This window comes from Psychroflexus aurantiacus (assembly GCF_010820555.1).
Taxonomy (GTDB): Bacteria; Bacteroidota; Bacteroidia; order Flavobacteriales; family Flavobacteriaceae; genus Psychroflexus; species Psychroflexus aurantiacus.
This window is the reverse complement of record NZ_JAAIKD010000002.1, coordinates 503,298-518,125: the sequence shown is the minus strand read 5'-3', so window position 1 is coordinate 518,125 and position 14,828 is coordinate 503,298. Positions and strand designations below refer to the sequence as shown.

Below are 14,828 nucleotides of genomic sequence, written 5' to 3'. Positions count from 1 at the left end.
ACGATTCGTTTTCTGTTCAATTCATTTTTTTCCTTAATCCTTATCGTAACCTTCAGGGCGCTTCCATCTTACCGGAGCTTCCGGTTCAGGCTGCAATTCAAATTCTTCGGTTTCTAAAAGCCTTAAGGCCTCCTCTACAGCTTTTTGCAACTGTATATCTATGCCTTTCAATGCATATTTTGGAGCATCTATGACTTCGATATCCGGAGCTACGCCAACACCTTCCACGGCCCACTCGCCTTCTGTGTCATAAAAACCACCCCGGGGAGCCACCATTCTTCCTCCATCTATAAAGCGAGGTGTATCCCAGGTTCCGACTAAACCACCCCAGGTCCGGGTTCCAATTAAGGGACCAATGTCTTTTTTCCTGAACATATAAGGCAGTAAATCCCCGCCGGAACCTGCTCGTTCATTGATGATCATCACTTTTGGACCCCATATGCCGGCAATAGGTGTTGTCCATGGACGATGATCTCCAACTTTAGAGTTGAAATACCCCATAGGTTCACGGGTCAAAATATCAATCATATAATCGGCTGCTGAACCTCCGCCGTTGTTTCTTTCATCCAGAACCACTCCTTTTTTATCTTGCTGCGCAAAGTAGTACCGATTAAAGCTTGTAAAACCGGGATTACTCGTATTGGGGATATACACATAAGCCAGCTTACCCTTAGACAGCTCATCTACCTTTCTTCTGTTGCTTTCTACCCAGTCTATATAGCGAAGGCCATTTTCGCTCCTTACAGGCTTCACATAGACTCGTTCTGCTCCGGATTTTGAGGGGGCGCTATTCACCAGTACCGAAACCGTTCTGCCGGCCGTCTGGGCGAAGTGCTCATAAATATTATCCATTGCAGAAATAGCACTGCCATTTACTTCTAAAATATAATCACCCGCTTTAACCTTTTGTCCTGTTAAACCCAAAGGGACTTCTAAATCAGGATTCCAGTGTTCGCCGTTATAAATTTTACTGATTTTATAAAAGCCGTTTTCAATTTCGAAATCAGCACCCAGCAAACCGACGGGAACGCGTTGCACATCCGGCATATCTCCACCAGATACATATGAATGACCAATGGCCACTTCACCACTTATGATATCCACCAGATAATTCAAATCTGTCCTGTGATTCACGTGTTTTACCCAGGGCTGATACCAGCTGTAAATCTTATCCCATGGCGCACCATGTACATTATCCACATATAGAAAATCACGCATAAAACGCCAGGCCTCCTTGAAAATCTGAGCGTATTCAGCCTGAGGTACGACATGCATTTTGGCAGACACCGATAAGTTATCTTCGGGCTTTGCTTTACCTTTTGTGTCGGTAATGGTCCAGGAATCTCTTTTTCGAAACAGCGTATAATCCCCATTTTTGGAGAGTACCATCTGACTTACACCCGCTTCAAAATCTTCTGCCTCTTCCTTTTTGACATCATAGCTGTGCACCTTTAAACCGCTTTGATTGGGAACGGCTTCGGCGATAAACAGCTGCTGTTCTTTCGCACTTCTGATGAACTGATAATTACGTACCGGTAAGTCCAGGGCCACTACTCTGTTTTGAATATTCTCGAAATCAATGTTTACAAGAATCTCTTCTTTCTTTTTGTCTTTATCATCCCCGGCCTTTTCCTCTTCCGGTTTTTTGATTTCTTCTTCGTCACTTTCCGGTAAATTAGGAGCCTTTCCGTCCGCACTTAAAACCGTGGCATACAAGGCCCTGTTTACAGACGGATCGTATGAACTCATGTCTAACCAACCCGAGCTCAGACCATAGTCGGTGCTGGCCAGAAAATACAGATATTTCCCGTTTTGATCCCATTGAGGCGAGGTGGCATCGGCCAGCGGATCCGAAACCTGCTGCGTTTTTTTAGACTGCGTATCATAAACAAAGATGGCTTTGAAATGGCTGTTTTGCTGCTTTTCATAAGCGATGTACCGGCTGTCCGGGGACCAGTTAGGATTGAGGGTCCGGTTTGGATGCGCATAGCGATCTGTATCCGCTTTTATAACTTCGCCATTTTCTAAATTGATGTACCATAAGTTATAGTCGGTGTCGGTATAGCTAATCAGTTTTCCATCGGGAGACCAGTCTGGTGTGAAATAGAAGGTAGGATTTTTGAGCGCGTAGGCTCTTTTATTTTCACCAAACTGATTGGCAACGACCAGCTCATATTCTCCGTTGTCATCTGAAAACCAGGCGATTTTATCACCCTGAGGCGACCAGATTGGAAACCGGTCGGCCACGCCGCTGCTCTGCGTGATATTTCTCCAGCTTCCCTCCTCTTTGGGAAAGGTAAAGATATCCCCTCTATGTTCAAAAACAGCGCGTTTGCCGTTAGGAGACAGGTTTGGGTTACTTACATTTCCGGCCGTGACCTCTTCCCAGCGTTCTCTGCTGAAATTTAAATCGCCCGCCACTGTTATGGCTAATTGTGTAGCCGTTTTATCCTTTGTATTCAGCCTGTGCAAATACCCGCCCTGTTCATACACAATCTGATCGCCAAAAGCATCCAGACTTTTGATGTCATATTTCTTATGAAACGTGATTTGTTCTTCGTTTTGAGAGGCGATATCATAACTCCAGATGTTACTCACATAGTCCCGTTCGGACAAGTAATACACTTTTTGTCCAATCCAGACCGGGTCAAGATGTCTTTCCCTGTCCAGTTGGGGAGTTCTGGTCAACTCTTGATTTTCCAGATTCAATATCCAGATGGGCATGGCCTGTCCGCCCCTGTAGTTTCTCCACTCGGGATCCCAGGACGTGATGGGCGTATAAGCCAGGTAAGTTCCATCTGGTGACACTTCTCCGTAAGACGCTCGAATATCTACCAGAGCTTCAGGAAAACTGCCCTGCACAGAGACCGTAAACAACTGAGACGTTTTGGTAGGATGTGCTTTCCTTCCTGTACGAAATAAAATCTCGCCTTCAGGAGTCCAGCCCTGAACATAATCTCCACCCGGATGGTACGTCAGTCGTTTGGGAGACCCTCCTTCTGCAGGAATGACATAGACATCGGTATTCCCGTCATATTCGGCACTGAAGGCAATCCATTTTCCATCATCAGAGAAATGAGGAGAAGATTCATAACCTTCATTACTGGTCAGGCGAATAGCATTCCCCCCACTGAGAGGTGCTTTCCACAAATCGTTAGCATAGACAAAAACCACGTGCTCTGCCGATAAAGTCGGCTGGCGCAAGAGCATGGTCCCCTGACTAAAAGCTTGAATTGAACTAAAGACTAGCGTAAGAACTAAACATAGATTCTTCATAAGAATGTGTATAAAAGTTGAGGAGTCTAATTTATGAAAATTGAAATCAAAACATTTAATAATCCAGATTCATTTTGATTTGGGGGAACATCCGAGTTAAATCTTAAATAGTTTGCTATCGGTAGGATTATTCAATAAGTTTATCCGAATAATCAAAATCAGACCTATGAGTATTCTTAGAATTATATTTGCAATCCTGCTTCCCCCGCTTGGTGTTTTTCTTACCGTTGGTATCCGTGGAGCCTTCTGGCTCAATATTTTACTCACCATTTTAGGCTTTGTTCCAGGTATTGTGCACGCCATATGGATCATCGCTAAAAACGATGAAAAAAGAGTATAACCAGCCTATAAGCAATCTCTGTACATTTTAAAACGATTGGAATCCTCAAGCTTTTAATATTTTAAATTAAAATGGAACTGGCGTTGCCGAATACTTTTCATAAAACTATATTTGTGACATGGAACATTTTGTTGTCTCTGCTAGAAAATACAGACCGGAAACTTTTGAAGACGTTGTTGGGCAAAAGGCCATTACCAATACCTTGCTTAATGCGATAAAGAACGACCATCTTGCTCAGGCCCTTCTTTTTACAGGACCCAGAGGCGTGGGTAAAACTTCCTGTGCAAGAATTCTCGCCAAGAAAATCAATCAGGATGCTACCGATGATGCGTCCACCGATTTTGCCTTCAATATTTTTGAACTGGATGCAGCTTCCAACAACTCTGTGGATGACATCAGAAATCTTACCGATCAGGTCAGAATTCCGCCGCAGACGGGAAAGTACAAAGTTTACATCATCGATGAGGTGCATATGCTGTCCCAGGCAGCCTTTAATGCCTTTCTGAAAACACTGGAAGAGCCCCCAAAACATGCCATCTTTATTTTGGCGACTACCGAGAAGCACAAAATTATTCCTACCATTTTATCGCGCTGCCAGATCTTTGATTTCAAACGCATTACCGTTGGAGATATCAAAGAACACTTGGCTGAGATCGCTAAAAAAGAAGGCGTTAATGCAGATGAAGATGCGCTTCATATCATTGCCCAAAAAGCTGACGGAGCCATGCGTGATGCCTTGTCCACTTACGACAGGGTCGTCAGTTTTAGCGGAAATGAACTGACGCGTGAAGCGGTTACGGAAAACCTGAATGTCTTGGATTATGAAACCTTCTTCAGAACGACAGATCTTTTACTTGAACACAATATTCCTGAGGTTCTGGTTTACTTTAATGACATTCTGGCCAAAGGCTTTGACGGACAGCATTTTATAGCCGGATTGGCCTCGCATTTCAGGGATTTACTGGTGTCTAAAAACCAGCATACCATTTCCTTACTGGAAGTTGGTGAACGCACCAAAACCAAATATTTTGAGCAATCACAGGCCACTTCTTATCCTTTTTTACAGGAGGGTATCGATCTGGCGAACAGCTGTGATTTCAACTACAAACTGAGTCAGAATCAGCGTCTACACGTAGAGCTTTGCCTGATGAAACTGGCTTCGCTTTCGGATCCTGATTCCACCGAAAAAAAAAAGGCTAAACACCACATCTTAAGTCCGAAAGCAGTCGAAGAAGCCTCTTCGCAATTTACGGAAGTAACTAAACCTCAGCCCACTACCACAAAACCGGTTGAAAAGGCTTCAGGGGAACCTGATGCTGAGAATAAAGAGAAGGCTTCAGAAACCTTTCCGGCTCAGGACGCAAACTTCACACCAACTGAAGCACAAAGCTCACCTACTGAAGACCTCAGGTTAACGGAGACAAATTCCGAAGAAATTCAACTGGCGGAAGAACCCCGGGAAAAAATCAAACCCACACTGAAGAATCTGCCCAACAAGGTGAACGGTCTCTCCATCAAAAGCATTCAGGAAAAGAAACGGCTTAAGGAACAGCTAAAAAAAGACAAGCCCGAAGAAGAGCAACTGACTTCGGAATTCAGCGAAGAAGACATGCTGAACGCCTGGACCGATTATATACAGGTCCTGAATAACAACGGGAGTAAAATTGTGGCTTCGGTAATGGGAACGGCCAAGCCAACACTCGACGGAGTCGTGATAAAACTTGAGCTGCCCAACGATTCCATGCGGTTGAATTTACTTCAGGACCAGGGCGAATTGATGACTTATTTGAAAGACAGGCTTCAAAACACCTCCATAAGTCTTGACATTTCTGTAAATCATAAATCTGAAAAGAAATACGTGTACACACCCCGTGAGAAATTTGAAAAATTGCGCGAGAAGAACCCGAATCTGGAATTACTGAGAACCACTTTTGATTTAGATATTTAAGGCTATGCTAGGACTAAAACTACCCACTGACCCGCGATGGGCGAACATCGCTGAAAAAAATATAGATGAAATCCTGATAGACCATGCCTATTGCGAGCAAAAAGCAGCCTCTACAGCCATTTCCCTGATCGTCTCTTTCCCGGAATACACCGAACTGGTCACTGCGATGACCGAGCTGGTCCAGGAAGAAATGAGTCATTTTAAAATGGTACATGACTTGCTGAAAGAAAAAAACATTCCTCTGGGCAGAGATCGAAAGGACGATTATGTGGCCCGCCTGGTGACCTTCTTCCCTAAAGGCGGCAGCCGCCAGACGCAGCTTGCCCATCGCCTGCTTTATGCTGCCCTGATAGAAGCCAGAAGCTGTGAGCGTTTCAGACTTTTGTCTGAAGAATTGAGCGACGAAAAACTGAGGCGATTTTACCGAAAACTGATGATTAGCGAGGCGAATCATTATACCATGTTTTTAAAATTTGCCAGACAGTATCACGATGTTGACGAGGTGAACCAGAAATGGTCGGATTTGCTGGATTATGAAGCCGAAATTCTCGAGTCTTTCCAGTCCGGAGCTTCTGTACATGGGTAGTAGTAAGCCTGCCTGCGTTCCTTGGCAAAGTCAGGTGTTGAGTCGAATTTAAAATTATTTTGGAATTAAAAGCATCGCATTCGATTTAATTTCAAATAAAAAAGTCAGAGCAAAACGAACTCAGTTAAAAGCGATTTCACCCTGACCTTCTAGTATTAAATATTCAGTATTCCCTAAGATTACTCATCGAAAACATTAGAATACAGGCCATCGGAAGTTTCAAAGATATTTCCTTTGACATATCTGTAGTGATTGCCCAGGCTGCTGAGCTTTTTCATATCATCGGGATCTAGGCTCACCTGTTGACTTTCGAAATTTTCTTCGATTCTGTCTTTATGAACAGATTTCGGGATGGTAGCCACATCTCTTTCAGAATGAAAACTGATTAAGATTTGAGCTGGAGTTGCGCTGTGCTTATCGGCAACTGCATTTACAACCTTATTATCCAAAAGCGTTGGCTCATCATCTGCTTTCATCGCTTCGGTTCTATCCTGGCTGCCTAGTGGTGAATAAGCGGTCACCAAAATGCCGTTAGACTGACAAAATTTGACCAGTTCTGCCTGACGCAGGTACGGATGAGACTCCACCTGATTCATTTCAGGAACAACATCACTTTCTTTCATCAACTTAATCAGTTTCTCCTTACTGAAATTGGAGACGCCCACGTGCTTCACTAAATTATGGTTTTTAAGATCTACCATAGCTTCCCAGGTTTCTTTGATGGGCACTTCTTCCAGAGAAAGAAATCCATCATCAGATTTCGGAAAGCCTTCCACATCCGATTTGAAGGCTACCGGCCAGTGCATTAGGTAAAGATCCAAATAGTCGAGTTGCAAATCCTTCAGGGTTTTTTCCAAAGCTGGTTTTACATCTTCTTTTCGGTGGGCATTGTTCCAAAGTTTGGAGGTTATGAACACATCCGTTCTTTTGATATTCCCCTCTTCGAAAGTCTCATTCAGGGCTTCCCCTACTTCTTCTTCATTACCATATATGGCTGCACAGTCTATGTGTCTGTAACCCGTTTTCAAAGCGTGTTTTACAGCCTTTTTGACTTCGCCAGGCTCAGATTTCCAGGTTCCCAGACCTATGACATCCAGCTGATCGTTATTGTTAAATCTTAAAGTTTTCATGATCTTTTAGTTTTGTTTGAAGTTAGATTCAAAACAGGGAATATCAAAAATCAAAACCTTATTTAGATAAGATTTAACTATGCCTTTTTATTTTTTTTTGTTTTTAGCGCTGTAACGGCGTTGTTCGTTGAGCGATTCGTGCGCCATAATCTCACTTTCCGGAATGACTTTTAAGAAAGAGGGATGCTGCTCTATGGCGAATTCAATTTTTTCGATGATGCTTTCTATTTCTTCGTTGTCATAATCGATTTCCAAAGGCTCTTTAATCACCATGGACTGAAGTATGTTTCGCTTTTTAATACGGATTCCCTTTTTATCGAAGGATCGTCTAAAACCATCGATAACGATAGGGACCACAACAGGTTTATATTTTTTGATGATAAAGGCGGTTCCTTTTCTGATGGGCTTCCAGGGCTTTGTAGTCCCCTGAGGAAAGGTGATTACCCAGCCGTCATCCAGTGCTTTTCCGATATTGGAAATATCACTCATTTTCACCTGCCGGTTCACGCTTTGTCCGTCTGCTCTCCAGGTCCGGTCGATACTCACAGAACCTGCATAAGCCAGTATTTTTGGCAGTAAGCCTTTTTTCATGGTTTCTGCTGCGGCCACATAATAGATGTTGAGTTTAGGATTCCATAAGTAACCTACATTTTTGATATTATCATCTCTGCCGCTCAGGGACGCATTAAACACATGGTACATCGCCACGACATCGGCAAAGTAAGTCTGATGATTTGACACAAAAAGAACATTCCTGTCGGGTAGATTCTTTATGATAGAAGAGCCTTCTATCTGAAGATCATTAAATCCCTGATAGCGCTGATGAGTCAGTCCTCCCATGATCCTGATGAGCCACTTCTTTAAAATTAAATAATGCCCAAAAGGATTTTTCTTGAATAAGCCCATATCTCAAATTTAATTGACAAATATAAGGATTTATAGACTTATGCTAATCGAGCAAAGAGTTCTCTTATTTCGCTTAAAATCATAGCCGTAGCTCCCCAAACCACGTGGCCTTTAAAATTATAGGCCGGGACTTCTACGTTTTTAGCATAGGACGCATCTATGATTGCAGTTTTAAAACTGCGTTCATCCAGACACACAGAAAGTGGAATTTCAATGAGGTTTTCAACTTCGCTTTCCTGCAACACAAACACAGGTTCTTCCTCAACCATGCTTAAATACGGATGTACCAAAAAATTGGAAGGCGGAATATAAAGTTTGGTTAAAGCTTTTATAACATGAATGGTGCTGGCGGAAACCCCAATTTCTTCTTCGGTCTCTCTTAAAGCCGTCTGCATCAGGTCTTCATCGACGTCTTCATACCTCCCACCCGGAAAACCGATTTGATTGGAATGCACGCCTTTGTAAGTTTTTCTTAAGATGAACGCCATATAGGCTTCCCCGTTTTTGGGGTATAAAAGCGAAACCACACCGGCATAATTAGGGTTTTTTCCGTTTAAATCGATGCGCTTAAGCTCATCCTGTCTGAATAATGGAGCAAGTTGGTACTGAAAAAATTCGCCTGGAAGCTCTGTTTTTTTTAATTTTGAAACCAAATCCGTTAACGATGAGAAATCCATTGCTGAGTTTATGTCTATTAGTTGTTTTTATCTCTTGTAAAGAAAACAAAGATAATTCAACTGAAGAAAGAGAGGTTAAGAAAGATACCCTTGTCGAAAAAATTGAAGTCAAAATTCCATCCAACGGCAGAACGGACAGGGATCTGTCTGACATCAAATTTGTAGAACAGGAAGAACTGATTCCCTTCCTGAAAGCTTATGGAGAAAACAATCCCGAAAGCATTGTGGATGTTGAAACGGAGTTTGGAAGCTTTAGGATTGAGCTTTTCCCGGGGCCCGTTCTCCATCGCGCTAATTTCTTAAGGTTAGCAAAACTCGATTACTTTAACACGACGGTATTTCACAGAGTGGATAGCGATTTTGTGATTCAGGGAGGCAATAGCGACAGAATGGCAACACACGAATTCAGAAGAGCCGTTGGAGATTATTTGATTCCTAATGAATCTACCCCGAAATATCCTCACGACTACGCTATGGTCTCAGCGGCCAAATATGCCGAACAGAATGTGAGCAATGCTTCTTCTCCTTTTGAATTTTTCGTGGTTACCAAACCGGACGGAGCCTACCATCTCGACGGGAAACACACTGTGTTTGGAAGAGTTATAGACGGGATGGACGTTGTTGAGATAATCGATGATTTAGAGACCGATGACAGTGAATGGCCGCTTAAAAATGTGGGTATGGACATGAAAGTGATCCGGTAACTCTACCAGTAATCTTCTATATCCTCGTCCCTTTTATAAACCGAAGGCAAAGACAGTTTGAAGATGACCGCTGAAAGTCTCACAAGAATAACCACAAATCCGGAACAGATAAAGATGAGACTGAGTGGCAGGTTCAGTCTTAAGAATACAAAATAACTAAAGCCGCCCAAAATACAGGCGGTGGCGTAAATTTCCCTTCTGAAAATCTGAGGGATTTCATTACACAGAATATCCCTGATCACACCGCCAAAACAGGCACTGACAGTTCCAAGAGCAATACAGATGATAGCCGGAAGCCCTTCTGCTATACCCTTTTCTACACCAGCCACCGTATAAAGGCCAATACCAAAGGTATCGAACAGGAAAAGCGATTTCCTCAGGTAAAACAGCTTTTTTCTAAAGAACACCGCTAATACCGCAGTGATGATAATGACATACACATAGGTCAGATTTTGCATCCACATCACGGGAACCCCTAATAAAACATCTCTTAAAGTTCCCCCGCCAACCGAAGTAACAAAGGCTATAATAAATATGCCAAAAACATCCATCCGTTTCTTCAAAGCAGAAAGTACTCCCGAAATGGAAAACGCAATTACGCCAAGTATGTCAAGTATGAGGGTATATTCCATTACTGGGTGCTATAGTATTGATAATCTTTCAATACGGTTTGTATAAAGGTTTTTGAGGACTGGCTGTTTTCAACCTGAAGCTGACCTGCAACTTTATCGGCGAGCTTGATGAGTATCGCATGGTCTCCATCCTTTTCAGCTTTATCATAAACGGATTTGATCCGTCTCACATCTTCATCTTTGAGCGTGGCCACCTGCGGATAATGAGGGAGATAAGACGCATCAATCTCGAATAAGGGCATCTTTTTGAATCCTGTTTTGCGTCGTTCTGTAATAACGGTCGTCCTGGCAGCAATATCTCCTAAACGCTGGCCTTTTCCATTTATTAATATCGCGACAATAGCAATGGCACCACTCACTAAACTTATTTCTACAATTCTAAGCAGCCACCGAATCAAATATCCTGAAAACTGAGGCCTGGAACCGTCGAGGTTAACGACTCTAAGTCCCATGGAGGCCTTACCAACACTTTGTCCATTCATAAAGGTTTCCATAAGCAGATGGTACAAAAAAGGAGGTAAACCCAGGACCAGGGAAGTCGCCATACTTTCAAACGGGGAAACATCCATCAGGCCAGACATGACAGCTGTAGTCGCAAGCACATAGGCCAAAATCACTATAGAATCGATGAGATAAGCCAAAATTCTATCCCAGACTGTAGCCACACTTTGTTGAATCTTTACATTTTGTGCGGTTTCGATTTGAAAATGACTCATAGATTGCGTTTCTTTGGATAAATTAAATTCAGATGCGAGAGGCGGCTTTTGTCAAGCAAAATAAAGACAAATGGTTAAAATTTGAAAGGCTTGTGCAAAATAATATGCGTATTTCTCCTGGCGAACTCTCCATACTCTATGTTGAGCTCACAGAAGATCTCAATTATGCCCAGACTTTTTATCCGCATAGTGAGACTCTGGCTTACCTGAACGAACTTTCGGCAGGAGTACATCAGAAAATCTACAAGACCAAAAAAGAATCCAAAAACAAGATTTATCAGTTTTACACTCAAGAATTCCCCCTGTTTTTCTATGAATACCGCTCAACCCTGCTGCTCGCCTTTTTACTGTTCCTGGGGTTTAGCGCTATTGGCGCTTATTCTGCAGCCTCAGACGACGGGTTTGTCAGACTGATTTTGGGGGATGCTTATGTGAATTCTACTTTAGAAAATATTGATCAGGGAGATCCTATGGCGGTCTACAAAAAAGCCAACCAGACCGATATGTTCCTGGGAATCACACTCAACAACATCAAGGTGGCTTTATTTGCGTTTGTCGCGGGGATTCTTGCTGGACTGGGAACTATCTACATCCTCCTGCAAAACGCCATCATGCTGGGCTCATTTCAGTACTTTTTCTATGATGAGGGCATCCTCTGGGAATCGGCCAGAACCATCTGGATTCACGGAACCATTGAGATTTCGGTCATCATTGTTGCGGCCTGTGCCGGACTGGTTATGGGCAAAAGCCTCCTGTTCCCCAAAACCTACACCCGCCTGGAATCCTTTACTCAGGGGGTTAAAGCAGGGCTTAAAATCGTGATCAGTACCATTCCTTTTTTCATCATAGCGGGTTTTCTGGAAGGATTTGTAACACGTCTGACGGGAATGCCAGACTGGCTCGCTATTTTAATCATCGCATCCTCATTCATTTTAATCGTCTATTATTACGTTATATTACCACTACTAATCCATAAGCAACATGCAAAACAACTACATCGACTTCAAAAAAGAGCGTGATCTAGGCGCTATTATTTCAGACACCTTCGGCTTTATTAGAGAGGAATACAAAACCATTTTCAGGCTTTATCTCAAGCACGTAGGTTGGTTGTTGTTATTACTTGTAGCCGCAAGCACCTATTATCAATACCAATCGCTCAAGTTTACAGGAAATTTGTCAATAGGAAATGATCCTGGAGCCTTTTTTCTTGAAATGATTTCATCAGCTGGTGTCGGCTTACTTCTTGTAATACTTAGCTCAATAGCTTATTCTGCCCTTAGTATTACTACCATCAATAGTATCATAAAAAGCTATGTCAAAAATGAAGGCGAAGTTAAAGACGACGAAGTCAGTCAATATATAGGAAAGTTTTTTTCAACAACCTTGGGTAGTTTTGTAGTTTATGGTTTAATGATTTTTTTAGGTATAATTATTGCCTTTTTAGTAATAATTTCAATTTTTCTTCTTACAAACAATATTAATATGGCTTTGTCGGTCATCTTTACCATTCGAATTTGTTTACTGATTATTGTTTTAATAGTTGTATATTTTATTAGCCCCCTAAGCTTAATGTTCTGCATTATTGTCTTTCAGGAAAAATCATTTTCTGATGCGTTTTCAGAATGTTTTAAACTCATCAAAGAAAATTGGTGGATTACCTTCGCTACTTTACTTATTATCACAATTTTAATGTGGCTCATCAGTAGTTTATTTCAAATCCCAATCGTAATCATGAGTTTCATGGAGACCCTTACGTCTTTACAAGAAGGCTCAGAAACGCCTGGCACTGCAAACCTGGCAACCAATTGGTTATTCATGATTTTTTACGTTTTGGCAACACTAGCCCAATATATTTTAGGGCTTGTCACGCTCATTAGTGTGGCCCTCATTTATTTCAACTTAAATGAATTTCACAACAAAACTGGAACCTTAGAAGACATTGACAGAATTGGAAGTTAAATCAAGTTCATTTTTTAAATTTTTAGCTCACTTTTTTATTCTGAATTTAATAGGAATTGGATTTATTTGGGCTTCTAGTCAGCTTCAACCTGGCGATAGCTTAGAGAATCGTCCAAAAGTTGTAGAATTTGATAAATCCATCATTGGATCTTATCAGGCAGATGATGACTATGACTATTTTAAATACACTGAAGAAGAATCAGCTTGGACAAAGCTTCAAAATTGGCTGAACTTACAATGGAGCAAATTTTTAGACTGGGTATTCTCTGGAGTTTCTGAAGGCAATTTCTGGAATTACCTGGCCCTTACTTTAAAGATTCTCTTAATCCTGGGGCTGGGCGTGCTCATCTTTTGGCTGTTTAACAAGTACTATGTGGTCCGGCAAAAATCACCACCGGCAGATCAGAGCCAGATCAATTTGTCTGAAGAGGAACGCTTAATCCAGAAAAAGGATTTATCTACGCTTATAGAAGACGCTGAATCTGAGGGGGATTACAGGCTTGCGTCCCGCTATCTGTTCCTGAATATTTTAAAGTATCTGAAGACGCATCATTTCATCGATTATCAGTTTCAGAAAACCAATGCTGATTATAAATCTGAAATCACCCAGCAAGACATCAAATCGGAGTTTACTTTCGCTTCCAGATTTTATGAATTTGTGTGGTACGGGGATTTTAAACTCGAAGTATCAGATTTTAAAAGTGCTAAAACGCGGTTTGAAAACTTAATCGATAAAATTCAAAAGACCAGAGTCCATGGATAAGAAAATGAAAGGCTTACTTTGGGGACTGATTGGACTTGTGCTTCTGCTTATCGTCCTGGACGAAACCGCCGAAGAACCCACAGACTGGTCGGCGAGTTATGTGCATACCGATGACAGAGCCCTGGCGGCTGAGATCTTTTACGATGGCCTGCAGTCGGTGTCAAAGGATATCCGGCATTTTGACAAATCGCCCTTTCAGGTATTTCAGGACAGCCTGCAAAACTCGGGAACTTACTTCTTTTTGAACCGATTTGTCAACCTGACTCCTGAAGAAAGTGAAGAACTATTGGACTGGGTAGAATCTGGTAATACAGCTTTCATAGCTTCAGAAGGTATTCCAGAGCTTCTTTTGGATACCTTAGATCTAGATATTAGTTTTCACGTCAGCAATTCCGCACTTGTATACCAGCCCAGCTTCAATCTGACAGAAGAGCCTCAAACCTTGGCTGAATTCAAAACCTCGCGAAAAACCTTTGAATACCTTTATTTTTCTGAAACAGACTCCGCTACGACCAAGGCTCTTGGTCTTGTAAAACCCAAAAATGCTGAACCTGAAAAAACAAAGCATATCAATTTTATCGAGGTCAGCTGGGGAGAAGGAAAATTCCTTTTACACCTCGCCCCTCAGGTCTATACCAATTATTTTATGGTAGACGGGGATAATGCAGAATACACCGCCCGGACATTGAGCTATTTGGATTTAAATCAGCCCTTGTTCTGGGATAACTACTATAAATCTGGAAAAGAACGGATTACCAGTCCTTTGTATTATCTGCTTTCCAATCCTTATTTAAAGTCGGCTTACTATCTCATCATTTTCACCTCGCTGTTGTTTGTGCTTTTTGGAGGAAAACGCAAGCAGCGCCCCATCCCTGTTATTCCGCCAGTTCAAAACCGCTCTTATGAGTTTGCGCAAACCATTGCCGGTATGTATATGGATAAAAAAGACCACAAAGCCATGGCGCAAAAACAAATCACAAGCTTTTTGGAACGCATCCGCTCTGCATATCACTTATCCACCAACGACATTACGACCGCTTTCCTTAGAGATCTGTCTTCTAAAACCAGTACGGATTATGAGGACTTAAAAGCATTATTTCAGTATATTGAATACATCAACACCTCTGAAATCATCAGCGAAGACGAATTAAAAACCTTAGATACAAAACTCACAACTTTCAACAGCTAGAT

At 42.0% G+C, this 14,828-nt stretch carries 14 protein-coding genes; 8 read left to right on the top strand and 6 right to left on the bottom strand.

Annotation, left to right across the window (positions count from 1 at the left end):
• Positions 1-33: 33 nt before the first annotated feature.
• On the bottom strand, positions 34-3,276 hold the full coding sequence (locus G3567_RS05115) for a S41 family peptidase (RefSeq protein ID WP_164004240.1): 3,243 nt from the start codon (positions 3,274-3,276) through the stop codon (positions 34-36).
• Positions 3,277-3,442: 166 nt separating this feature from the next.
• On the opposite strand from G3567_RS05115, the gene G3567_RS05110 reads away from it, so the two are divergent.
• The 3 genes from G3567_RS05110 (at position 3,443) to miaE (ending at position 6,150) form a co-directional block, all read left to right on the top strand.
• Positions 3,443-3,616 (top strand): YqaE/Pmp3 family membrane protein, encoded by a 174-nt coding sequence (locus tag G3567_RS05110; protein ID WP_164004239.1) that lies wholly within the window; start codon positions 3,443-3,445, stop codon positions 3,614-3,616.
• A 118-nt stretch (positions 3,617-3,734) separates the two neighbouring features.
• Complete coding sequence (locus G3567_RS05105) at positions 3,735-5,564, top strand: DNA polymerase III subunit gamma/tau (protein WP_164004238.1); 1,830 nt, start codon at positions 3,735-3,737, stop codon at positions 5,562-5,564.
• 4 nt (positions 5,565-5,568) lie between these two features.
• On the top strand, positions 5,569-6,150 hold the full coding sequence (gene miaE / locus G3567_RS05100; RefSeq protein WP_164004237.1) for a tRNA-(ms[2]io[6]A)-hydroxylase: 582 nt from the start codon (positions 5,569-5,571) through the stop codon (positions 6,148-6,150).
• Between the two features lie 179 nt (positions 6,151-6,329).
• Here the strand turns inward: miaE and G3567_RS05095 are convergent, their stop codons facing one another.
• From G3567_RS05095 to G3567_RS05085, 3 genes are all read right to left on the bottom strand, one after another.
• The gene (locus tag G3567_RS05095; RefSeq protein WP_164004236.1) at positions 6,330-7,280 is read right to left on the bottom strand and encodes an aldo/keto reductase; all 951 of its coding nucleotides are present in this window, start codon (positions 7,278-7,280) and stop codon (positions 6,330-6,332) included.
• An 87-nt stretch (positions 7,281-7,367) separates the two neighbouring features.
• Positions 7,368-8,186 (bottom strand): lysophospholipid acyltransferase family protein, encoded by an 819-nt coding sequence (locus tag G3567_RS05090; RefSeq protein WP_164004235.1) that lies wholly within the window; start codon positions 8,184-8,186, stop codon positions 7,368-7,370.
• A gap of 38 nt (positions 8,187-8,224) precedes the next feature.
• On the bottom strand, positions 8,225-8,863 hold the full coding sequence (locus G3567_RS05085) for an NUDIX hydrolase (RefSeq protein ID WP_164004234.1): 639 nt from the start codon (positions 8,861-8,863) through the stop codon (positions 8,225-8,227).
• Here G3567_RS05085 and G3567_RS05080 point away from each other — a divergent pair.
• Entirely contained in the window at positions 8,851-9,567 is a 717-nt protein-coding gene (locus G3567_RS05080; protein ID WP_164004233.1) for a peptidylprolyl isomerase, read from the top strand. The genes G3567_RS05085 and G3567_RS05080 overlap by 13 nt on opposite strands.
• A gap of 2 nt (positions 9,568-9,569) precedes the next feature.
• Here G3567_RS05080 and G3567_RS05075 read toward each other — a convergent pair whose 3' ends face one another.
• Together G3567_RS05075 and G3567_RS05070 are read right to left on the bottom strand one after the other, a co-directional pair.
• Positions 9,570-10,199 carry a trimeric intracellular cation channel family protein gene (locus G3567_RS05075; protein WP_164004232.1) on the bottom strand — a complete coding sequence of 210 codons (630 nt, stop codon included), beginning with the start codon at positions 10,197-10,199 and terminating at the stop codon, positions 9,570-9,572.
• Entirely contained in the window at positions 10,199-10,915 is a 717-nt protein-coding gene (locus tag G3567_RS05070) for an RDD family protein (RefSeq protein ID WP_164004231.1), read from the bottom strand. The genes G3567_RS05075 and G3567_RS05070 overlap by 1 nt, the downstream gene beginning before the upstream one ends.
• Before the next feature lie 32 nt (positions 10,916-10,947).
• On the opposite strand from G3567_RS05070, the gene G3567_RS05065 reads away from it, so the two are divergent.
• Genes G3567_RS05065 through G3567_RS05050 form a run of 4 tightly spaced genes read left to right on the top strand, consistent with a single transcriptional unit; the run spans position 10,948 to position 14,826 of the window.
• Positions 10,948-11,934: a stage II sporulation protein M gene (locus tag G3567_RS05065; RefSeq protein WP_164004230.1), complete on the top strand. Its 987-nt coding sequence runs from the start codon at positions 10,948-10,950 to the stop codon at positions 11,932-11,934.
• On the top strand, positions 11,897-12,874 hold the full coding sequence (locus G3567_RS05060; RefSeq protein WP_164004229.1) for a hypothetical protein: 978 nt from the start codon (positions 11,897-11,899) through the stop codon (positions 12,872-12,874). Before G3567_RS05065 ends, G3567_RS05060 begins: the two co-directional genes overlap by 38 nt.
• Positions 12,864-13,637 carry a hypothetical protein gene (locus tag G3567_RS05055; RefSeq protein ID WP_235923474.1) on the top strand — a complete coding sequence of 258 codons (774 nt, stop codon included), beginning with the start codon at positions 12,864-12,866 and terminating at the stop codon, positions 13,635-13,637. Before G3567_RS05060 ends, G3567_RS05055 begins: the two co-directional genes overlap by 11 nt.
• Entirely contained in the window at positions 13,630-14,826 is a 1,197-nt protein-coding gene (locus tag G3567_RS05050; protein ID WP_164004228.1) for a DUF4350 domain-containing protein, read from the top strand. Before G3567_RS05055 ends, G3567_RS05050 begins: the two co-directional genes overlap by 8 nt.
• Positions 14,827-14,828 lie beyond the last annotated feature (2 nt).

Bases quoted from the DNA above. Each gene is read 5' to 3' on its own strand.
- G3567_RS05115 (WP_164004240.1), bottom strand. From the start codon at position 3,276: ATGAAGAATCTATGTTTAGTTCTTACGCTAGTCTTTAGTTCAATTCAA.
- G3567_RS05110 (WP_164004239.1), top strand. From the start codon at position 3,443: ATGAGTATTCTTAGAATTATATTTGCAATCCTGCTTCCCCCGCTTGGT.
- G3567_RS05105 (WP_164004238.1), top strand. From the start codon at position 3,735: ATGGAACATTTTGTTGTCTCTGCTAGAAAATACAGACCGGAAACTTTT.
- miaE (WP_164004237.1), top strand. From the start codon at position 5,569: ATGCTAGGACTAAAACTACCCACTGACCCGCGATGGGCGAACATCGCT.
- G3567_RS05095 (WP_164004236.1), bottom strand. From the start codon at position 7,280: ATGAAAACTTTAAGATTTAACAATAACGATCAGCTGGATGTCATAGGT.
- G3567_RS05090 (WP_164004235.1), bottom strand. From the start codon at position 8,186: ATGGGCTTATTCAAGAAAAATCCTTTTGGGCATTATTTAATTTTAAAG.
- G3567_RS05080 (WP_164004233.1), top strand. From the start codon at position 8,851: ATGAGAAATCCATTGCTGAGTTTATGTCTATTAGTTGTTTTTATCTCT.
- G3567_RS05085 (WP_164004234.1), bottom strand. From the start codon at position 8,863: ATGGATTTCTCATCGTTAACGGATTTGGTTTCAAAATTAAAAAAAACA.
- G3567_RS05075 (WP_164004232.1), bottom strand. From the start codon at position 10,199: ATGGAATATACCCTCATACTTGACATACTTGGCGTAATTGCGTTTTCC.
- G3567_RS05070 (WP_164004231.1), bottom strand. From the start codon at position 10,915: ATGAGTCATTTTCAAATCGAAACCGCACAAAATGTAAAGATTCAACAA.
- G3567_RS05065 (WP_164004230.1), top strand. From the start codon at position 10,948: ATGCGAGAGGCGGCTTTTGTCAAGCAAAATAAAGACAAATGGTTAAAA.
- G3567_RS05060 (WP_164004229.1), top strand. From the start codon at position 11,897: ATGCAAAACAACTACATCGACTTCAAAAAAGAGCGTGATCTAGGCGCT.
- G3567_RS05050 (WP_164004228.1), top strand. From the start codon at position 13,630: ATGGATAAGAAAATGAAAGGCTTACTTTGGGGACTGATTGGACTTGTG.